Source organism: Kribbella sindirgiensis, from assembly GCF_004331435.1.
GTDB classification, from domain to species: Bacteria; Actinomycetota; Actinomycetes; order Propionibacteriales; family Kribbellaceae; genus Kribbella; species Kribbella sindirgiensis.
In genome coordinates this window covers 504,247-524,515 of the sequence record NZ_SJKA01000003.1, presented here as the reverse complement: position 1 = coordinate 524,515, position 20,269 = coordinate 504,247, and the positions used below count along the sequence as shown (strand labels likewise).

At 68.2% G+C, this 20,269-nt stretch carries 17 protein-coding genes; 13 read left to right on the top strand and 4 right to left on the bottom strand.

What is annotated here, in order from left to right:
* From nuoF to E0H50_RS10960, 10 genes are read left to right on the top strand one after another with little or no spacing between them, the layout of a single operon-like run.
* Entirely contained in the window at positions 1-1,311 is a 1,311-nt protein-coding gene (gene nuoF, locus E0H50_RS11005) for an NADH-quinone oxidoreductase subunit NuoF (protein WP_131286671.1), read from the top strand.
* Positions 1,308-3,746: an NADH-quinone oxidoreductase subunit G gene (locus E0H50_RS11000; protein WP_131286669.1), complete on the top strand. Its 2,439-nt coding sequence runs from the start codon at positions 1,308-1,310 to the stop codon at positions 3,744-3,746. The genes nuoF and E0H50_RS11000 overlap by 4 nt, the downstream gene beginning before the upstream one ends.
* Positions 3,743-5,050, top strand: a complete 1,308-nt coding sequence (nuoH, locus tag E0H50_RS10995; RefSeq protein ID WP_131286667.1) for an NADH-quinone oxidoreductase subunit NuoH — start codon at positions 3,743-3,745, stop codon at positions 5,048-5,050. The genes E0H50_RS11000 and nuoH overlap by 4 nt, the downstream gene beginning before the upstream one ends.
* Entirely contained in the window at positions 5,043-5,588 is a 546-nt protein-coding gene (nuoI, locus tag E0H50_RS10990; protein WP_131286665.1) for an NADH-quinone oxidoreductase subunit NuoI, read from the top strand. Before nuoH ends, nuoI begins: the two co-directional genes overlap by 8 nt.
* Positions 5,585-6,379, top strand: coding sequence for an NADH-quinone oxidoreductase subunit J (locus E0H50_RS10985; RefSeq protein WP_131286663.1), 795 nt, complete (start codon positions 5,585-5,587; stop codon positions 6,377-6,379). The genes nuoI and E0H50_RS10985 overlap by 4 nt, the downstream gene beginning before the upstream one ends.
* Entirely contained in the window at positions 6,376-6,675 is a 300-nt protein-coding gene (nuoK, locus tag E0H50_RS10980; protein WP_130441814.1) for an NADH-quinone oxidoreductase subunit NuoK, read from the top strand. The genes E0H50_RS10985 and nuoK overlap by 4 nt, the downstream gene beginning before the upstream one ends.
* Positions 6,676-6,687: 12 nt before the next feature.
* Positions 6,688-8,556, top strand: coding sequence for an NADH-quinone oxidoreductase subunit L (gene nuoL / locus E0H50_RS10975; protein WP_131286661.1), 1,869 nt, complete (start codon positions 6,688-6,690; stop codon positions 8,554-8,556).
* Positions 8,553-10,076, top strand: coding sequence for an NADH-quinone oxidoreductase subunit M (locus E0H50_RS10970; RefSeq protein WP_131286659.1), 1,524 nt, complete (start codon positions 8,553-8,555; stop codon positions 10,074-10,076). The genes nuoL and E0H50_RS10970 overlap by 4 nt, the downstream gene beginning before the upstream one ends.
* A 5-nt stretch (positions 10,077-10,081) precedes the next feature.
* On the top strand, positions 10,082-11,662 hold the full coding sequence (nuoN, locus tag E0H50_RS10965) for an NADH-quinone oxidoreductase subunit NuoN (RefSeq protein ID WP_130385117.1): 1,581 nt from the start codon (positions 10,082-10,084) through the stop codon (positions 11,660-11,662).
* Positions 11,659-12,681 carry a polyprenyl synthetase family protein gene (locus tag E0H50_RS10960; protein WP_131286657.1) on the top strand — a complete coding sequence of 341 codons (1,023 nt, stop codon included), beginning with the start codon at positions 11,659-11,661 and terminating at the stop codon, positions 12,679-12,681. Before nuoN ends, E0H50_RS10960 begins: the two co-directional genes overlap by 4 nt.
* Positions 12,682-12,726: 45 nt before the next feature.
* Here the strand turns inward: E0H50_RS10960 and E0H50_RS10955 are convergent, their stop codons facing one another.
* Complete coding sequence (locus E0H50_RS10955) at positions 12,727-13,161, bottom strand: peptidase inhibitor family I36 protein (RefSeq protein WP_165547061.1); 435 nt, start codon at positions 13,159-13,161, stop codon at positions 12,727-12,729.
* Positions 13,162-13,193: 32 nt separating this feature from the next.
* Positions 13,194-14,054 (bottom strand): hypothetical protein, encoded by an 861-nt coding sequence (locus E0H50_RS10950; RefSeq protein ID WP_131286653.1) that lies wholly within the window; start codon positions 14,052-14,054, stop codon positions 13,194-13,196.
* 128 nt (positions 14,055-14,182) lie between these two features.
* On the opposite strand from E0H50_RS10950, the gene E0H50_RS10945 reads away from it, so the two are divergent.
* On the top strand, positions 14,183-15,112 hold the full coding sequence (locus tag E0H50_RS10945) for an ArsR/SmtB family transcription factor (RefSeq protein WP_165547060.1): 930 nt from the start codon (positions 14,183-14,185) through the stop codon (positions 15,110-15,112).
* A gap of 35 nt (positions 15,113-15,147) precedes the next feature.
* On the opposite strand, the gene E0H50_RS10940 is transcribed toward E0H50_RS10945, so the two are convergent.
* Positions 15,148-15,912 (bottom strand): hypothetical protein, encoded by a 765-nt coding sequence (locus E0H50_RS10940; RefSeq protein WP_131286649.1) that lies wholly within the window; start codon positions 15,910-15,912, stop codon positions 15,148-15,150.
* Between the two features lie 3 nt (positions 15,913-15,915).
* A complete protein-coding gene (locus E0H50_RS10935) occupies positions 15,916-16,464 on the bottom strand; it encodes a peptidoglycan-binding domain-containing protein (RefSeq protein ID WP_131286647.1) in 549 nt (182 codons plus the stop codon).
* A gap of 117 nt (positions 16,465-16,581) precedes the next feature.
* Between E0H50_RS10935 and E0H50_RS10930 the strand changes: the two genes are divergently transcribed.
* Both E0H50_RS10930 and E0H50_RS10925 read left to right on the top strand, forming a co-directional pair.
* A complete protein-coding gene (locus E0H50_RS10930; RefSeq protein ID WP_131286645.1) occupies positions 16,582-17,787 on the top strand; it encodes a PucR family transcriptional regulator in 1,206 nt (401 codons plus the stop codon).
* Positions 17,788-17,934: 147 nt separating this feature from the next.
* Positions 17,935-20,265, top strand: coding sequence for a molybdopterin cofactor-binding domain-containing protein (locus E0H50_RS10925; protein WP_238150889.1), 2,331 nt, complete (start codon positions 17,935-17,937; stop codon positions 20,263-20,265).
* The last annotated feature ends 4 nt before the right edge of the window (positions 20,266-20,269 follow it).

Genomic DNA, 20,269 nt, shown 5'->3' with positions numbered 1-20,269 from the left:
ATGGCTGACACGTTGACTCCGGTGCTGTCCGACAATTGGGACCAGATCAGGTCCTGGCAACTGTCGTCGTACCAGCGGTCCGGCGGGTACGACGCGCTGCGCAAGGCGCTCGCGATGCAGCCGGCCGATGTCGTTGCCACGGTCAAGGACTCCGGGCTGCGCGGCCGTGGCGGCGCGGGCTTCCCGACCGGTATGAAGTGGCAGTTCATCCCGCAGGACAACCCGAACCCGAAGTACCTCGTGGTGAACGCCGACGAGTCGGAGCCGGGCACCTGCAAGGACATCCCGCTGATGATGGCCTCGCCGCACACGCTGGTCGAGGGCGTCATCATCGCGTCCTACGCGATCCGCGCGTCGGCGGCGTTCATCTACGTCCGCGGTGAGGTCCTGCACGTGATCCGCCGGCTGCAGCAGGCGGTCCAGGAGGCCAAGGACGCCGGCCTCATCGGCACGAACATCCTCGGCAGCGGCTACGACCTCGACGTGGTCGTGCACGCCGGCGCCGGCGCCTACATCTGCGGCGAGGAGACGGCGCTGCTCGACTCGCTGGAAGGACGTCGCGGTCAACCTCGGCTGCGTCCTCCCTTCCCGGCCGTGGCCGGTCTGTACGGCTGCCCCACTGTTATCAACAACGTCGAGTCGATCGCTTCCGTTCCCGCCATCATCAAGAACGGTGCGGACTGGTTCTCCTCGATGGGCACCGAGAAGTCCAAGGGCATGACGCTGTACTCGCTGTCCGGGCACGTCACCCGTCCGGGGCAGTACGAGGCCCCGCTGGGCATCACGCTGCGGGAGCTGCTCGACCTGGCCGGCGGGGTCCGCGAGGGCCACGAGCTGAAGTTCTGGACGCCGGGCGGCTCCTCGACGCCGCTGCTGACGGCCGAGCACCTCGACGTACCGCTGGACTACGAGGGCGTCGGGTCGGTCGGCTCGATGCTCGGCACCAAGGCGCTGCAGATCTTCGACGAGTCGGTGTGCGTCGTGCGCGCCGTACTGCGCTGGACCGAGTTCTACAAGCACGAGTCCTGCGGCAAGTGCACGCCGTGCCGCGAGGGCACGTGGTGGCTGGTGCAGATTCTCGAGCGGCTGGAGAAGGGCCAGGGGTCCGACGAGGACCTGGACGTCCTGCTCGACCTGTCCGAGAACATCCTCGGCCGGTCGTTCTGCGCGCTCGGTGACGGTGCGACCGCGCCGATCACCAGCTCGATCGCGCACTTCAAGGACGAGTACCTGGCGCACTTCGAGAACGGCGGCTGCCCGTTCGACCCGATGGCAAGCACTGTCTTCGCGACTGCTGGAGCTAGCGCATGACGATCCAAGCGAACCCGCCGGCCGGGTCGGAGGTGGAGCGCACCGACCTGGTGACGGTCACCATCGACGACATCGAGGTGAAGGTTCCGAAGAACAGCCTGGCGATCCGGGCGGCCGAGCAGATCGGGATCCAGATCCCGCGGTTCTGCGACCACCCGCTGCTCGACCCGGTCGGCGCCTGCCGCCAGTGCCTGGTCGAGGTCACCGACGCCGGCAACGGCCGCGGGATGCCGAAACCGCAGGCGTCCTGCACGCTGACCGTCGCCGACGGCATGGTGATCCGGACCCAGGTCTCCTCGCCGGTGGCCGACAAGGCGCAGCACGGGAACATGGAGTTCCTGCTGATCAACCACCCGCTCGACTGCCCGGTCTGCGACAAGGGCGGCGAGTGCCCGCTGCAGAACCAGGCGATGAGCAACGGCGCCGGCGAGTCCCGGTTCCACGAGTCGCACGGGATCAAGCGGACCTACCCGAAGCCGATCAACATCTCGGCCGAGGTGCTGCTGGACCGCGAGCGGTGCATCCTCTGCGCGCGCTGCACCCGGTTCTCCGAGCAGATCGCCGGTGACCCGTTCATCGCGCTGATCGAGCGCGGCGCGCTGCAGCAGGTCGGCATCTACGAGAAGGAGCCCTTCGAGAGCTACTTCTCCGGCAACACGATCCAGATCTGCCCGGTCGGTGCGCTGACGAGTGCGGCGTACCGCTTCCGCTCGCGGCCGTTCGACCTGGTGTCGGTGCCGTCGGTGGCCGAGCACGACTCGTCCGGTGCGGCGATCCGGGTCGACTACCGGCGCGGCAAGGTGATGCGCCGGCTGGCCGGTGACGACCCGGAGGTCAACGAGGAGTGGATCTCCGACAAGGACCGGTTCGCGTTCCAGTACGCGACCACCGGTGACCGGCTGACGCACCCGCTGATCCGCGAGGACGGCGAGCTGCGGCCGGCGTCGTGGCCGGAGGCACTGACCTTCGCGGCGCAGAAGCTGACCGCGGCCCGCGGCAACGCGGCGGTGCTGACCGGTGGCCGGCTGCCGGTCGAGGACGCCTACGCGTACTCGAAGTTCGCCCGCGTCGCGCTGGGCAGCAACGACATCGACTTCCGGGCCCGCCCGCACTCCGCGGAGGAGGCGGACTTCCTCGCCGCCGCGGTGGCCGGCACCGGCCTGGGTACGACGTTCGCGGACCTGGAGAAGGCCGGCTCGGTGCTGTTCCTCGGGCTCGAGCCCGAGGAAGAGGCGCCGTCGGTGTTCCTCCGGGTGCGCAAGGGCGTGAAGACGCACGGCACCAAGGTGTTCACGATCGCGGCGTACGCGTCGCGTGGTGTGGAGAAGCTCGACGGCGTCGTCGTCCAGGCGTCTCCGGGTACCGAGGCCGCCGTACTCGCGGATCTCGGGAACGCCGGCGAGGCCGGGGCAGCTGCCCGGGCCGCGCTCGGTGCGGACTCGATCATCGTCGTCGGCGAGCGGTTGGCCGCCGTGCCGGGCGGATACTCGGCGGCGCTCCGGCTCGCACTCGACTCGGGTGCGCAGCTGGCCTGGATCCCGCGGCGTGCGGGTGACCGGGCCGCGCTCGAGGCCGGCTGCCTTCCGGGCCTGCTGCCCGGTGGCCGGCTGGTCAGCGACCCGCAGGCGCGAGTCGACCTGCAGGCCGCCTGGGGCGTCGACAACCTGCCGGGTGCGCCCGGCAAGGACCTCACCGAGATCATTGCTGCCGCGGGTTCGCTGCAGGCGCTGGTCGTCGCGGGTGTCGAGATCGACGACCTGCCCGACCCGGACGCGGCGCTCGCCGCGCTGGACGCCGCACCGTTCGTGGTCAGCTTCGAGGTACGCAACTCGCAGGTGACCGAGTACGCCGACGTGGTCTTCCCCGTCGTACCGCCGGCGGAGAAGTCCGGCACCTTCGTGAACTGGGAGGGTCGCGAGCGGCCGTTCCCGGTCGTGCTCAAGGTGCCGACCGCGATGCCGGACGTCCGCGCGCTGGCCGCGCTGGCGCAGGAGATGGGCAACCCGCTCGGCTTCAGCACGACCGACGGCGCCAAGCGCGAGTACGACGAGCTCGGCCGCTGGGACGGCGACCGGGCCCAGGAGCCGACGTACCAGGCCGGTCCGGCCCTCGGCGCGTTCGACTCCACCCGGCTCGCGACCTGGCGGATGCTGATCGACGACAGCCGCGCCTGCGACGGCGAGCCGCACCTGACCGCGACCGCGCGGACGCCGGTCGCCCGGGTCTCGCTCACCACCGCACGCCGGATCGGTGTCGCCGACGGTGACGAGCTGGTGGTGAGCACCGACGCCGGGAGCATCCGGCTGCCGGTCGTCATCACGCCGATGACCGACAACGTGGTCTGGCTGCCGACCAACTCGGCCGACTCCCACGTCCGCCGGTCGCTGCACGCAGACCATGGCTCGATCGTGACGATCGCCGGAGGAAACGCATGATTTCGCTAGCGGTGCCTGACGCGGGGGTCGGTTCCGACCCCTGGTGGGTGATCCTCATCAAGGTGCTGTTGATCTTCGTCTTCCTGGTGGTGCTGACGCTGTTCAACATCTGGCTCGAACGCCGGGTGGTGGCGCGGATGCAGCAGCGGATCGGCCCGAATGTGCACGGCCCGCAGGGTCTGCTGCAGTCGCTGGCCGACGGTGTGAAGCTGATGCTCAAGGAAGACCTGATGCCGAAGGGCGTCGACCGGCTGGTCTTCGTGCTGGCGCCGGCCATCGTCGCCGTCCCGGCCTTCCTCACCTTCGCGGTGATCCCGTTCGGCCCGACGGTGAAGATCCCGTTCACCGACACCTACACCCGGCTGCAGCTCACCGACCTGCCGGTCTCGGTGCTGTACGTGATGGCGATCGCCTCGATCGGTATCTACGGCATCGTGCTCGGCGGCTGGTCGTCGAACTCGACGTACTCGCTGCTCGGCGGTCTGCGGTCCAGCGCCCAGATGATCTCGTACGAGGTCGCGATGGGACTGGCGCTGGTGACGGTGTTCCTGTTCGCGGGGTCGCTGTCCACCTCGGAGATCGTGGCGGCGCAGTCGCACCAGACCGTGCACTGGTTCGGGACCGACATCCCGCTGCCCGGGTGGTACGCGTTCCTGCTCTTCCCGTCGTTCGTGATCTACGTGATCTCGATGGTCGGCGAGACGAACCGGGCGCCGTTCGACCTCCCGGAGGCCGAGGGCGAGCTGGTCGCGGGCTTCCTGACCGAGTACTCCTCGATCAAGTACGCGATGTTCTTCCTGGCCGAGTACATCAACATGGCGACCGTGTCCGCACTGGCCACCACGCTGTTCCTGGGCGGCTGGCGGGCACCGTGGCCGATCTCGATCTGGGACGGCGCGAACGACGGCTTCTGGCCGGTGCTGTGGTTCATGGGCAAGCTGATGGGCTTCATCTTCTTCTACATCTGGTTGCGCGGAACGCTGCCGCGACTGCGCTACGACCAGTTCATGAAGTTCGGGTGGAAGGTCCTGATCCCGATCTCGCTGGCCTGGATCCTGCTGGTCGCCACCGTCCGTGCGGTCGGCCGCGAGACCAACTTCAGCCGGACCACGCTGCTGGTCGCGGCCGCGATCGTGCTGGTGATCGCGGTGATCAGCATGTTCGTCCCGCAGAAGCCCAAGGAAGAGCCGGCCGAGGTGGCCGACGGCAAGGAGTTCGACGCCTTCGCCGGCGGCTTCCCGGTGCCACCACCGCTCCCCAAACAGCAGACCGAGCCGACATCGAAGGCAGGCAGCCGTGGCTAGTGTCAAAGAGTCCCTCTGGGACCCGGTAGCCGGGTTCGGGGTCACGTTCCGAACGATGTTCCGCGGGGTGTTCACCGAGGAATACCCGTTCAAGAAGAAGCCGACCGCGCCGCGGTTCCACGGCCGGCACCAGCTGAACCGCTGGCCGGACGGGCTGGAGAAGTGCGTCGGCTGTGAGCTGTGCGCCTGGGCCTGCCCCGCGGACGCGATCTACGTCGAGGGCGCGGACAACACCGAGGGCGACCGCTTCTCGCCGGGCGAGCGGTACGGCCGGGTGTACCAGATCAACTACCTGCGCTGCATCCTCTGCGGTCTGTGCATCGAGGCCTGCCCGACCCGGGCGCTCACCATGACCAACGAGTACGAGCTGGCCGACACCAGCCGCGAGTCCCTCATCTACGAGAAGAAGGACCTGTTGGCGCCGCTGCTCCCGGGTATGCAGGAGCCCCCGCACGAGATGCAGCTCGGCACGACCGAGAAGGACTACTACCTCGGTCTGACCGGTGCCGCGAAGACCGGGGGGAGTGACGCCAAATGATCGGGTTGGTCACCGGCCCGGAGGTCGCGTTCTGGATGCTGGCTCCGGTCATGATCCTGGCCGCGATCGGCATGGTGCTGGTCCGTAAGGCCGTGCACTCGGCGCTGCTGCTGGCGACCGTGATGATCTGCCTCGCGGTGCAGTACGCCGCGCAGGACGCGCCGTTCCTGTTCGCGGTCCAGATCATCGTCTACACCGGCGCGATCCTGATGCTGTTCCTGTTCGTGCTGATGCTGGTCGGCGTCGACGCGTCCGACTCGCTGGTCGAGACGATCCGCGGTCAGCGGCTGCTCGCCGGGATCGCGTTCCTCGGCTTCGGCGTACTCCTGGTCGCCGCCGTCGGCAACGCGATCTACGGCAACCCGACCGGGCTGGCCGACGCGCAGCCGGACGGGAACGTCAAGGGTCTCGCGCAGCTGCTGTTCGGCAAGTACGTGTTCGCCTTCGAGGTCACGTCCGCGCTGCTGATCACCGCGGCGATGGGCGCCATGATGCTGGCCCACCGCGAGCGGCTGACCAAGAAGAAGACGCAGCGCGACCACGCCGAGGAGCGGATCCGCAAGTACGCCGAGCAGGGCATCCACCCCGGCCCGCTGCCGACGCCGGGTGTGCTGGCCCGGCACAACGCCGTCGACACCCCGGCGCTGCTGCCGGACGGGTCGATCGCACCGACCTCGGTTTCGCGGGTGCTCCAGGCACGTGGCACCGTGTTCCCCGAAGCCGAGGAGCGCGCGGACATCGAAGAGGTCCGCAAGCTCGACGCGGGTGACGCAGAAGGAGACGACAAGTGAGTACCGAGCCGTACATCGTGCTCGCGGCGATCCTGTTCAGTATCGGCGCGCTGGGCGTGCTGGTCCGCCGGAACGCGATCGTCGTCTTCATGTGCGTCGAGCTGATGCTGAACGCGACCAACCTCGCGTTCGTGAGCTTCGCCCGCCAGCACGGCAACCTCGACGGCCAGATCGCCGCCTTCTTCGTGATGGTGGTGGCCGCGGCCGAGGTCGTGATCGGGCTGGCGATCATCATGGCCATCTTCCGCACCCGTCGCTCGGCCTCGGTCGACGACGCCAACCTGCTCAAGTACTGAGGTAAGCACCCCATGAGTCATGAGCTGACGTGGCTGCTGGTCGCGGTACCGGCGGTGTCCGCGGCGATCCTGCTGCTCGGTGGCAAGGCCACCAACGCGTGGGGTCACCTGCTGGGCACCCTGGCGCCGGTGATCTCCTTCGCCTTCGGCGTCGTGCTGTTCTTCCAGATGCGAGGACACGGCAGCGAGGAGCGGTCCGAGACGGTCCGGCTGTTCGAGTGGTTCTCGGTCGGCAGCATCAAGGTCGACTTCACGCTGCTGATCGACCCGCTGTCGATCCTGTTCGTGCTGCTGATCACCGGTGTGGGTTCGCTGATCCACATCTACTCGATCGGCTACATGGAGCACGACCCGCGCCGGCGGCGGTTCTTCGGCTACCTGAACCTGTTCATCGCGTCGATGCTGCTGCTGGTCCTCGCGGCCGACTACCTGCTGGTCTTCGTCGGCTGGGAGGGCGTCGGTCTGGCGTCGTACCTGCTGATCGGTTTCTGGCAGCACAAGAACTCGGCAGCGGTCGCCGCGAAGAAGGCGTTCGTGGTGAACCGGGTCGGTGACATCGGCCTCTCGCTCGCGGTGATGAGCATGTGGGCGCTGTTCGGCTCCTCCGCGTTCTCGACCGTGAACGCCGGCGCCGAGCACGTCTCGAGCACCTGGGCCACGCTGCTCGGCCTGATGCTGCTGCTGGCCGCCTGCGGTAAGTCCGCGCAGGTGCCGCTGCAGTCCTGGCTGCTGGACGCGATGGAGGGCCCGACCCCGGTGTCGGCGCTGATCCACGCGGCGACGATGGTCACGGCCGGCGTCTACCTGGTGGTCCGGTCGCACGCGATCTACGAGGTCACCGACGCCGCGTCCACCGCAGTGGTGATCGTCGGTACGGTCACCGCGCTCGCCGGTGCGATCATCGGTTGCGCCAAGGACGACATCAAGAAGGCGCTGGCCGGTTCGACGATGAGCCAGATCGGTTACATGATGCTCGCCGCGGGCCTCGGCCCGGCCGGGTACGTGTTCGCGATCTTCCACCTGCTCACCCACGGCTTCTTCAAGGCCAACATGTTCCTCGGCGCCGGATCGGTCATGCACGGCATGAACGACGACGTGAACATGCGCCACTACGGCGCGCTGCGGACGCCGATGAAGATCACCTTCGCGACCTTCGCCTTCGGGTACCTGGCGATCCTCGGCATCCCGCCGTTCGCCGGCTTCTTCAGCAAGGACAAGATCATCGAGGCCGCGTTCGCGGACAACACGGTGATCGGTCTGTGCGCGCTGCTCGGCGCCGGGATCACCGCGTTCTACATGACGCGGGTGATGCTGATGACGTTCTTCGGCAAGAAGCGCTGGGCGGACGACGTGCACCCGCACGAGTCGCCGGCCGTGATGACCTGGCCGCTGATCATCCTGGCGGCCCTGTCGCTGGGCGGCGGCGCGCTGTACTTCGCGGGGCACTGGATCGTCGACTGGCTGGAGCCGATCGTCGGTCACGAGGAGCACCACCCGCCGGTGAGTGCCCTGGTGATGACGCTGATCACCCTCGCGGTGGTTGCCGTCGGCATCGTCATCGCGGTGCTCAAGTACCGCCGGGACATCCCGCGGGAGGCGCCGGCCGGTTCGCCGGTCACCGTCTTCGCCCGCCGGGACCTGTACGGTGACGCGCTGAACGAGGCGGTCCTGATGCGGCCCGGGCAGTACCTGACCCGGACGCTGGTCTGGCTCGACAACCGGGGCGTCGACGGCCTGGTCAACGGCCTGGCCGCACTCTTCGGCGGTCTGTCCGGCCGGCTCCGCCGGTTCCAGACGGGCTTCGTCCGTTCGTACGCACTCAGCATGGTCTTCGGCGCCGCATTCGTGGTCGTCGCCCTCCTCGCGGTGAGGTTGTCGTGAACATCGGTTGGCTGACCCTGTTACTGCTCCTGCCGTTCGTCGGGGCCATCGCGACGATGCTGGTGCCGAAGGCGAAAGCGCTGACGGCCAAGCAGGTCGCGCTCGGGTTCTCGCTCGTCACGCTGGTGCTGACCGCGATCGTCGCGATCGGCTACCACCGCAACGGCGCCGAGGACTACGCCGAGACGCACACCTGGATCAAGGCGTTCGGCGCGCACTACGCGCTCGGTCTCGACGGTGTCGGGATCGTGCTGGTGGTGCTGACCGCGCTGCTGACGCCGATCGTGATGATCGCGTCCTGGAACGACGCGTCGCACGGGCGCTGGTCGGAGAAGTCCTTCTTCGCCTGGATCCTGGGCCTCGAGGCGCTGTCGATCGGCGTGTTCTCGGCCACCGACGTGTTCCTCTTCTACGTGCTGTTCGAGGCCACGCTGATCCCGATGTACTTCCTGATCGGCGGCTTCGGCGGCCCGCAGCGTTCGTACGCCGCGGTGAAGTTCCTGCTCTACTCGCTGCTCGGCGGTCTGCTGATGCTGGCGTCGGTCGTCGGCCTGTACGTCGTCTCGGCCAAGGCCGGTGAGCCGTCGTACCTGCTGAGCGACCTGATGAAGCTGGACATCAGCCAGAACACCGAGCGGTGGCTGTTCCTCGGCTTCTTCTTCGCGTTCGCGGTGAAGGCGCCGATGGTGCCGTTCCACACCTGGCTGCCGGACGCGGCCGGTGAGGCGACGCCGGGGACGTCGGTGCTGCTGGTCGGCATCCTGGACAAGATCGGCACCTTCGGGATGATCCGGTTCTGCCTGGGCCTGTTCCCGAACGCGTCCGAGTGGGCCACCCCGGTCGTCCTGGTGCTGGCGCTGATCTCGGTGCTGTACGGCGCGCTCCTGGCGATCGGCCAGACCGACATCAAGCGTCTGATCGCGTACACCTCGATCTCGCACTTCGGCTTCATCGTGATGGGTATCTTCGCGCTGACGTCGCAGGGCCTGACCGGATCGACGCTGTACATGTTCAACCACGGTCTCTCCACCGCGGCGCTGTTCCTGGTCGCCGGGTACCTGATCTCCCGGCGCGGTTCCGCGCGGATCGCCGACTACGGCGGGGTGGAGAAGGTCGCCCCGGTGCTGGCCGGCACGTTCCTGTTCGCGGGACTGTCCAGCCTGGCGCTGCCGGGGCTGTCGCCGTTCATCTCCGAGTTCATGGTGCTCGCCGGGACGTTCAGCCGGCACAAGGTGATCGCGGTGATCGCCGTCCTCGGTATCGTGCTGGCCGCGCTGTACATCCTGCTGATGTACCAGCGCACGATGACCGGTCCGGTCCGCGACGGGATCGAGAAGCTGAAGGACCTGAACGCGCGTGAGGTGCTGGCGATCGCGCCGCTCGTGGTCCTGATCATCGGGCTCGGGATCTTCCCGAAGCCGGTGGTCGACATCATCAAGCCCGCGGTCGACGAGACCATGCAGCGGGTCGGCGTGACCGACAAGGCACCGCAGATCCCCGTGACGGAGGGACAGAAGTGAGCGCGATGTTGCTGCCGCTGGCGGACTTCACGGCGCCCAAGATCGAGTACAACGAGCTGGCTCCGCTGCTCGTCGTGTTCGGCGCGGCGTGCGTCGGCGTCCTGGTCGAGGCGTTCCTGCCGCGGCCGTTGCGGCACCTGGTGCAGCTGGCGATCACGGTGGTCGCCGTGGTCGTGTCCGGTGTGCTGACCGGCATCCTGATGAACGGCAAGAAGGAACTGCTGGCCGCCCAGGGTGCGATCTCGGTCGACGGCCCGGCGCTGTTCACCTGGCTGATCCTGCTGGCGCTGTCCCTGATCAGCGTGCTGCTGTTCGCGGAGCGCTCGATCGACGGCGGCCTGTCCGCGTTCGCCGGCCAGGCGGCCGCCGTACCGGGGTCCGAGGCCGAGCGCGAGGGTACGGCGGCGCGGATCGAGCACACCGAGATCTTCCCGCTGACGCTGTTCGCGGTCGGCGGCATGATGCTGTTCGCGGCGTCGAACGACCTGCTGGTGCTGTTCGTCGCGCTCGAGGTCTTCTCGCTGCCGCTGTACCTGCTGTGCGGTCTGGCGCGCCGTCGCCGGCTGATCTCGCAGGAAGCCGCGATGAAGTACTTCCTGCTCGGTGCGTTCTCGTCGGCGTTCCTGCTGTTCGGGATCGCGCTGCTGTACGGGTACGCGGGCACGATGTCGCTCGGCGGGATCGCGGACGCGCTCAGCTCGGACACCGGGAGCGACACCATCCTGCTCGCCGGTACCGGCCTGCTCGGCGTCGGCCTGCTGTTCAAGGTCGGCGGCGTACCGTTCCACTCCTGGACGCCGGACGTGTACCAGGGCGCTCCGACCCCGGTCACCGGGTTCATGGCGGCCTGCACCAAGATCGCGGCGTTCGTCGGCCTGATGCGGGTCTTCTACGTCGCGCTCGGCGGCTCGCGCTGGGACTGGGCGCCGATGATGTGGATCATCGCGATCCTCACCATGGTGGTCGGTTCGATCGTCGCGATCACCCAGACCGACGTGAAGCGGATGCTGGCGTACTCGTCGATCGCGCACGCGGGCTTCCTGCTGACCGCGTTCGTCGGCCTCGCGCAGGCCGGGAGCGGTGTCCACAACGGCATCACCTCGACGCAGGCGGTGCTGTTCTACCTGGTCTCGTACGGCTTCCCGACGATCGGCGCGTTCGCGGTCGTGACGCTGGTCCGGGACGCGGGTGGCGAGGCGACGCACCTGTCCCGCTGGGCGGGTCTGGGCAAGAAGTCGCCGTTGCTGGCCGGGATCTTCGCGTTCTTCCTGCTGTCCTTCGCCGGTATCCCGCTGACCGCGGGCTTCACCGGCAAGTGGGCGGTCTTCAGTGCGGCGTGGACGGGTGGCGCGTGGCCGCTGGTCGTCGTCGCCGTACTGTCCAGCCTGGTCGCCGCGTTCTTCTACGTCCGCGTGATCGTGCTGATGTTCTTCTCCGACCTGCCGGCCGACGCGCCGGACGTGGCGCTGCCGGGCTGGCAGACCACGTCGGCGGTCGCCCTGGGTCTCGCCGCCACGGTGGTTCTCGGTCTGGTTCCCGGACCGGTGCTCGACCTGGCGGCCCGAGCTGGTGAGTTCATCCGTTGAGTCCGACCCCGCTGCCGGCCGAGAGCCTGGGATTCGAGTTCGCCGACGCGGCGCTCGAGTCCCGGGTTCGTGCTGGGCTGGAGCGTGTGGAGCAGGCGCTGCTCGACGCGACCCAGTCGGAGGCGCCGTTCGTCACGGCGGCCGCCCAGCACGTCATGGTTGCCGGCGGCAAGCGGTTCCGGCCGTTGCTGGTGCTGCTGGCGGCGGAGTTCGGTGCCGACGTCGCGTCCGACGACGTCGTGAAGTCGGCGGTCGTCGTCGAGCTCACGCATGTCGCGACACTGCACCACGACGACGTGATGGACGAGGCCGCGCTGCGGCGGGGCTCGTCAACGGCGAACGCGCGTTGGGACAACTCGGTCGCGATCCTGTCCGGTGACTGGCTGTTCGCCCGTGCGTCGGACCTGGTCGCGGACCTCGGGCCGGAAGCGGTCCGGATCCAGGCCCGGACCTTCGGCCGGCTGGTCGAGGGTCAGATCCGCGAGACGATGGGTGTCGGCGAAGGCCAGGACCCGTTGAAGCACTACCTGTCGGTGGTCGCCGACAAGACCGGTTCGCTGATCGCGACGTCCGCCCTCTTCGGCGCCCGGTACGCCGGTGCGTCCGAGGAGATCCAGGAGTCGCTGCGAGCGTTCGGCGAGGAGATCGGTGTGGCCTTCCAGCTCGCCGACGACCTCCTGGACATCGCATCCGAGTCGGGCCAGTCCGGCAAGACCCCCGGAACCGACCTCCGCGAGGGCGTCCCGACCCTCCCGGTCCTGATCTTCCGCGCCCAGGCGGACCCCACGGACCCCACGGACGCCCGCCTCCTGGACCTCCTGGAATCCGACCTCTCCGACGACGCCCGCCTAGCGGAAACCTTGGACCTACTCCGCTCCCACGCCGCCTTCCGCCAGGCAGAAGACGACGTACGCCGCCGCGCAGCGGACGCCCGCAAACTCCTGGCCACCCTCCCCGAAGGCCCCGGCCGAGAAGCCCTGGACGCCCTCTGCGACCTGGTAGCCACCCGCTCGGTCTGAGAACACCACCAGGCCCGCAGGAGAACCCGCGGGCCTGGCATCAGCTCAGAGCTGCGGCTCGCCGCTGCCGCACTCCGGGCCCCAGCGGTGCAGGTCGCCCTTGGCCATGGCGGCCCGGGTGGCGCTGTTGGTGTTGGAGTAGCCCCAGTGCCCGCGATGGACGCACAGCGTCACCTTCTGACCTGAGCTGGTCGCGTTGAACACCCGGACGTGGTCGCAGCCCTGGCAGTAGCCGCCGTTGTTGAACCATGACGCGTCGTCGTTGCCGATCTTGTTGTCGAGCCTCGGGCCACCGGCACCAGGCCAGAGGGCATCGCCGTACGACTTGACGGAGGGTCCGCTGTAGTCCGAGTAGTACCAGGCGCAGAACTGTCCGGGAGCGCAGCCGTCTGGCGCTGCTTGTGCCTCGGTCGTGCCGGTGATCAGGGCGGCTCCGGTGAGCAGGACGCCGGCGCCGATGCCGGTCATGCGTTTGAGCATTGATTTCTCCTCTTCCTGTTGGTGTTGAAGCATCAGTAGGTGCGGGCACGGTCCAACGCCGCGACGGACAAGGTCTGGTACTCCAGCACCGCGTCACGGTGTGCGCGGTAGACCCGGGCTTGGTGTTCGCGTTCGATCCGCTTCCCGGTCGCGGTCAGCTGGGTGGCCTTGGAACAGGTCGCCTCGTCGATCGCGGCGGCGACTTCTTTGGCTGACGGCGCCGCTCGGAAGGCCGGGAATCCGGTGCGGAGCTGGGCCGGGCTGGAGACTGGGTGGCCGGCGCGTCGCATGCAGGCGGTCCAGTTGGCGAGAGCCGTTCGGAACCGGCGGTCCGCGTCGATCTTCGGCAGGTACTCGGCCGGCAGATAGTTGACGATCGCGCTGACCTGGAACCAGCGTTCACCGTCGCCGTACAGCTCGGCCTGCGCCGACGCCGTACAGCCGACCCGGCTCATGTTGTCGGTGCTTCCGTCGGGCAGCTGCGCCGACATCGCCTGCTTCGGATCGCCGTTCAGAGCCCTGCCGTAGGCCGCTTGCCGATCAGCGGGCAGGCTCTCGACGTACCGGATGTTCGGATCGGCCGCGCGGAGCTTCACGCTGTCGACCGTGGCCAGCCCGAGCCCGGAGCGCCGGGCGAACCTCACGTCGTCGTTGCCGTACGGCAGGGCGGGCGGACCGGCTGGAGGCTTCGTCAGGTACAGCTGGAACCCTTCGCGCTCCATGCAACGCCTGGTCAGCTCGGCCTCGGCCTCCTCCAGCTCCGCCCGCTCGCCGGTTGTCAGGGGACGCGGTACGACGCTGGATGTCCGCTCCGGTGCGGCTGCCGGCGCCGGTTCACTCGCACAACCTGTCAGCAGGCCGACGAGCACAAGCGCGGCGTAGTGAGTCCTCATGGCTCAGGACGCTAAGCCGGGTGACCCTGGCAGCCGCGAATACTTAGGTTCAGGCCGAATTCCTGGTGGGAACGACCTGGGGGAGCTATATGTGGCGCATCCACCTGAGTACTGACGACATTCGCCGGGTGCGGTTGGCACCGGCCATCGACCCGATGTGGGAACTGGTCCACGGTCTGCAGGCGATCACCAACGGGGTCGGGGGATTGGTGTTCGACCCCTGGCGCCGCAAGGTCCGGCTGCACGGGCCGGCGCGTTGGCGGGCGCTGCACGCGCTCGTCCCGGCTTGGGGCTACTCGCCGGACTTCCTGACTCCGGCCGTCGGCACGACCGACCTCCGGGAGGGCTTCGAGACCGTCCTGCGGACGCCGCGAACGATCTTGCGGACCGATCTCGGACGACTCGGCAGTGAGACCCCGTTGCCGGGGTGGGCGCGGTCGCTCGCGTCTGGCGATCCGGAGACCCTGCAGCGACTCGTCACTGTTCTCGGCCGATTCCACGCCGCCCACCTGGCGCCGTACTGGGGTGAGATGCGCCGGCAGGTCAACGAGGAACTGCTCGCCCAGCGCCGGACGCTGTGCGAGCAGGGAATCGACGGGCTGCTGTCCGGGATCGGTGGAACCGTGCGCTGGGAGCCACCCGCGATCGTGCTCACCAACAAACGGTCCGAGCTCGACATCCACCTGGACGGCCGAGGCGTCGTCCTGCAGCCGTCGTTCTTCGCCTACAACGATGTCACCCTGCTGGACCTGCCAGGCGAGCCGATGGTGCTGGTCTATCCGGTGTCGCATCGGCTCGGCTGGCTGGATCCGGAATCGCCAGGCGCACGGCTGGAGGATCTGCTCAGCCGAACCCGTGCGGCCATGCTGGACTGCCTGGCCGGCGGTTCCTGCACCACCACTGAGCTGGCGAAGCGGCTGGACATCTCGCCGGCATCATCCAGCGAGCAGGCAAAGATCCTGCGCGAAGCAGGCCTGATCGTCAGCGACCGCGACGGCAGACAGGTCGTCCACACCGCGTCAGAACTCGGCCTGGCGCTCCTCAGCCGGAGCGCCTGACGCTCCGGCTGAGGACGACGTACGGCGTATGCCTGTCAGGGGTAGGCGACGCGCAGGCTCTTGGTTGCGCCGGAGGGGAGGGTCCAGCTGGCGGAGGCGAAGCCTTCGTCGTAGCCGCTGTCGAAATCTCGGCTGACTGAGCGGGACCAGCTCGTCGTGGGGCGGGTGCAGGTTGGGTTGCAGAAGGTGGTTGTCTTCGAGGTGCTGGTGCCGTTGATGACGTGGCCGACGCGAACCCAGCGCGGCTCGATCCACTGGCCTGAGGCAGGGTTGATGACGAGCTGGCCGCGCTCCTGGTAGTACGTGCGGTAGCCGCGTTCGTACCGGTTCACGCAGACCTTGCCCGCGACATACGTCAGGCACCGGCTCGCCAGCTTCGTCCAGGAGCTCCAGGAGGCGCCGACGTCCCCATAATCGCCCCAGGTGACGTACGTGCTTTCGGATGTCAGGGTCGGGGACCAGGAGGACGTCCACGCCGTCGTCTTCGGTTCGCACTCGCCGGTGGAGCAGAACTCGACGTTCTGGCTGTTCCAGTTGTAGTGGTCCGGCGTGATCGACTGGCCGACTACCGGCGCGACGGAGGTCCGTCCGCGGTAGCCGGTGATCGAGCCGGTGTCGGTGACGCGCTTCTGCACCTCGGCGCAGACCGAGCCGAGCTCGGCGCCCTCAGGGGTCTTCAGGGTCTTGCAGTTCTTGTCGTGGGCCTGCCAAGTGGTGGCGGCTTCAGCGCCGCCGGAGACGGCCACGAGCGTGGCGCCGGCGACGGCAAGGGCGGCCAGCGCGACGATGACTTTGCGCATGGTTCAGCAGGTCTTCCAGTTGTAGGCGGCCGAAATGAAGACGCCACTGGGTGCAGCGAACATCCAGTTCCCGGCGTTGATCGGGCGACGGACGGCGAAGAGGCTGTTTCCGTCGTACATCCCGTACTGGTAGCCGTCCGACGTGTCCTGAAGGACGATGTTCTGCTGCGCTTTCGCGAAGGTCGCCTTGCCGACCGAGCCGTCCGCGGTGAGCCCGTGGTTCCGCTGCCATCTCACCGTGGCGGCGTGCGTCTGGTCGCCGAAGATGCCGTCGATGTCGGACCTCGGCAGGTAGCCGTCCGCCCAGAGGATGGTCTGCCACAGGCAGGTCACGTTGGAGGAGCGGTGTGTGGCTACGTTGACGACACCCTCGTCGCTCCAGTCGCCGGCCAGGGAGCCTTCTCCGTAGACGTAGGCGCGACCGGTGTAGGAACCGCTGGCGGCGGCGGGGGTGGTGGCCAGGGCGGCAGTGAGGCCGAGCGCGAGGGCCACGGCGGCGGCCGGGGCGGCGGCTCTGCGGAGGACGCGTCGGCGGATGCTCTGCGAAGACATGGTTTCCCTACTGTTGTCGAACGTGTTGCCGCGAAGAGTAAGGACCCCTTGGAACAGACCGCTGCCCGTACTCGACCCGTACCCAAGCCTGCGACTGTGTGCAATGCTGTGCCGACTATGGGTGAGCGGGATGTTGCGTTGCCGGTGGTGGAGCTGACGGTCGAGGCGTTGGCCGAGAGTGTGTTGCTGCATCTGCCGGCGTTGACCGATGCGTTGGTCGAGACGATCTACGAGCAGAACCCGGCGTACCGCGAGATGGATGCGGTACCGCGGCAGGACCTGTGGCGGTCGTGTCATGACAACGTTGCCCGCGTCGTGCAGATGATTGCCGACAGCGACGACCACTTCGACGCGGCACAGGCGACCGGCCGGCGGCGGGCGGAGCAGCGGATGCCGCTGGACGACGTACTGAAGTCGTTCCGGCTCGGCGGGCGGTTGGTGTGGGAGGCGTTGATCGACGAGGCCCGAGCCCAGGGTGTGGTCGAGTCCGCGGCGTTGCTGGATGTCGCGAGCAAGGTCTGGGAGGTCGTCGACCGGACGTCCTCGCAGGTCGCGGCCGCCTATCACGTGGCCGAACGGCAACTCGTCCGCGCCGACGAGCGCCGCAGATCGACCCTCTGGGAGGGTTTGCTGCACGGTCCGGGGAAGGACCGGGCGTTCATCCAGGAGGCCGCGACCGTCCTCGACGTGCCCGTGCACGGCGGCTACGCGGTGGTCGCGATCGACAACCTGATCGACGACGAGTGCACGACATCCCTGTTCGTACGGCGCTTTGCGGGTCTTCGGATCGCTTCCGCCTGGCAGGTGCGTCCGCAGACCGTTGTCGGATTGCTTGCTGTGGGCACGGAATCCCCGGTCACGGTGCTCCGCACGCTGCGTGACGTCGTCCACGCACCGGCCGGTCTGTCCGGTGTCGTCTCAGGTCTGGCCGAGGTCAACAGTGCGTACCGGCAGGCGATGCTGGCCCGCCGTACGCTCCCGGCAGGTCAGATCGACGTAGCAGCGCTGACCGAGCGACTGCCCGAGGCGTTGTTGCTCAGCGCACCGGAGTTGGCCGAGCAACTGGTGCAGTACTGGCTGCTGCCGCTGATGACAGTACCCGCGGCCGAACGCGAACTGTTGCTCGACACCCTGGACAAATGGGTGCTCGCAGCAGGTTCCGTACGTCGTACCGCGGACCTCGCGCACTGTCACCGCAACACGGTCATCAACCGCCTGCACCGGGTCCATCAGATCACCGGCCGTAACCTCAGCGACGAAGGGCTCCACGTCGAGCTCGGCCTTGCACTGCGTGCTTTCAGACTGTTCCCGCCTGCTGCGTGACCGAAGGGTCGGGCTGTGCGTTGTGCACAGTAGAACCGCGCAAAACGTGGGCATCGTGGCCATGCCGCCGCGCCGACAGCGGTGCCAGACTGCGTTCCCAGCATTGCTCGAGCACGGAGGACCCTCATGGCCGAACATCGTCGTTCGTTGGATCGACCAAGCGATCAACCGGACGGCAGACGCGGCCTGCTCGGGCGGCGCAAGGTCCTCGGCTACCTGATCGCCGCGCCCACCCTCGCGGTCGGCGTGAGCTGGCTGACGAACGAGTCCGACCCGCGCGCGGCCGACGCGGCGGTTCCGTCGCTGCCGCAGCCGGCCGACATCTTCGATCTCGGCGACCTGCAGAACCTCGCCGCGGCGCCGACGTCCGGGCTGATCACGGTGCAGCTGAAGTCCGACGGCACCGCGTACTTCGCCGTTCCGCGGACCGAGGTCGGTCAGGGCATCACGACCGCGTTCGCGATGATGGTCGCCGAAGAGCTGGATCTCCCGATGAACAAGGTCGAGATCGCGCTCGCCGACGCCCGGCCGGAGCTGTTGATGAATCAGCTGACCGGCGGCTCGAACTCGATGCGCAGCATGTACCTCCCGGTCCGCACGGCCGCCGCGGTCGCCCGGCAGCGCCTGGTCGAGACGGCTGCCACGCGCTGGGGTGTCGACGCCGCCAAGGTGACCACGCGCAAGGGTGTGCTGAGCGGTCCGAGCGGCCGTACGGCGACGTACGGCTCGCTGGCGAAGCTCGCTGCCACCGCGCAGACGATCACGGTGTCCGCCGAGCTCAAGGATCCGTCGGAGTTCAGCGTCCTCGGGAAACCGCGGAACCGCGTCGACGGCCACGACATCGTCACCGGGCGCAAGCAGTTCGCGATGGACCTGGACGTCCCGGGCGCGAAGCCGACGATGGTGGCCCGGCCGCCGACGATCAACGGCACGCTGAAGTCGATCAACAACCTCGCGGAGCTGCGGGCGCTTCCGGGGATCACCGATGTCGTTGGGATCACCCACGGTGTGGCGATCCGCGGTGAGACGTTCGGCCAGTGCATCGACGCGATCCAGAAGGTCGACGCGACCTGGGGACCGGGCACCGTGGACGGTGAGTCCGACGCCACCGTGCTGGCGAAGCTGCGCGCGGCCCAGCTGCCGATGGCGGCGCCGTCGCTGCCGTTGCTGACCAAGACGATCGACGCCGAGTTCGTGTTCGCGTTCGCCAGCAACAGCCCGCTCGAACCGGACTGCGCGATCGCCGACGTCGGCCCGGACAGCGCCGAGATCTGGTCCTGCCTGAAGGTGCCGATCGTCGCCCAGGAAGACATCGCCAAACAGCTCGGTCTGCCGATCGACGCGGTCAAGGTGCACGTCACCCAGGGCGGCGGTTCGTTCGGCCGGCACCTGTTCCACGACGTCGCGGCCGAGGCGGCGGAGATCTCGCAGAAGATGGGCAAGGCGGTCAAGCTGTCCTGGTCCCGTACCGACAACTTCCGCCAGGGTCGCACGCACCCGATGTGTACGTCCCGGGTCCGGGTGAACTACCTGGCCGGCAACGTGCTCACCTACGAGCAGCGCCACACCAGCGTGGAGACCGACTTCGGTCACGGCCTCGGCGAGATGATCACGGCGTTCGCGGCGGACATTCCGGTCGGCGGCAACCTGTCGTTCGCCGAGACGATCTTCGCGCTCACCCAGTCGTCGCCGTACAACTTCGGTGTCACGACCCAGCTGCTCAACGAGATCCCGCTGAAGTTCAACACCGGCAGCATGCGCAACATCTACTCGCCGAACGTGGTCTGCGCGGAGGAGTTGGTGGTCGACCAGCTGGCCGCGAAGATGGGCCAGGACCCGGTCCGGTTCCGCCGGAACTTCCTCAAGGACCAACGGCTGCTCGCGGTTCTGAACAAGGCGGCCGAGGTCGGCAGCTGGGGCAAGGCGATGCCGAAGGGTACGGCGCAGGGCGTCGGTGTGCACTCGGAGTACCGGGCGGCCGTCGCGACGCTGGTCGAGATCGACTGCCGGCCGGAGACGGTGAACCGGCCGGTCGAGGGCGAGGGCGTGACCGGTCCGCGGGTGACCAAGGCGGTGATCGTCGTCGATCCCGGGTTCTGCATCAACCCGCGCGGGCTGGAGGCCCAGATGTTCGGCGGTCTGCAGGACGCGATCGCGCTGGCGCTGACCTCGAGCCTGCACATCAAGAACGGCATCCCGCTCGAAGGCAGCTGGGACAACTACTTCTACACCCGGGAGTGGAACTCGCCGCTGGACGTGCAGGTGGTGATCATGCCGAACACGAGCGAGAGCCCGAGCGGTGCCGGTGAGTTGTCGGTGGCTCCGGCGTTCGCCGCGATCGCGTGCGCCTACGCGCGGGCGACCGGCACGATGCCGACGTACTTCCCGATCAACCACGGCAAGCTCAGCTTCGAGCCGTTGCCGTTGCAGCCGTCCACCCCGCAGTCGCCGACCGACGGCCTCGACCACACGTTCTGAGGAA

Coding starts and splice junctions, on each gene's coding strand:
- nuoF (WP_131286671.1), top strand. CDS start 1: ATGGCTGACACGTTGACTCCGGTGCTGTCCGACAATTGGGACCAGATC.
- E0H50_RS10940 (WP_131286649.1), bottom strand. CDS start 15,912: ATGCGCAAAGTCATCGTCGCGCTGGCCGCCCTTGCCGTCGCCGGCGCC.
- nuoN (WP_130385117.1), top strand. CDS start 10,082: ATGTTGCTGCCGCTGGCGGACTTCACGGCGCCCAAGATCGAGTACAAC.
- E0H50_RS10985 (WP_131286663.1), top strand. CDS start 5,585: ATGATCGGGTTGGTCACCGGCCCGGAGGTCGCGTTCTGGATGCTGGCT.
- E0H50_RS11000 (WP_131286669.1), top strand. CDS start 1,308: ATGACGATCCAAGCGAACCCGCCGGCCGGGTCGGAGGTGGAGCGCACC.
- nuoL (WP_131286661.1), top strand. CDS start 6,688: ATGAGTCATGAGCTGACGTGGCTGCTGGTCGCGGTACCGGCGGTGTCC.
- E0H50_RS10930 (WP_131286645.1), top strand. CDS start 16,582: ATGGGTGAGCGGGATGTTGCGTTGCCGGTGGTGGAGCTGACGGTCGAG.
- E0H50_RS10955 (WP_165547061.1), bottom strand. CDS start 13,161: ATGCTCAAACGCATGACCGGCATCGGCGCCGGCGTCCTGCTCACCGGA.
- E0H50_RS10950 (WP_131286653.1), bottom strand. CDS start 14,054: ATGAGGACTCACTACGCCGCGCTTGTGCTCGTCGGCCTGCTGACAGGT.
- nuoH (WP_131286667.1), top strand. CDS start 3,743: ATGATTTCGCTAGCGGTGCCTGACGCGGGGGTCGGTTCCGACCCCTGG.
- E0H50_RS10935 (WP_131286647.1), bottom strand. CDS start 16,464: ATGTCTTCGCAGAGCATCCGCCGACGCGTCCTCCGCAGAGCCGCCGCC.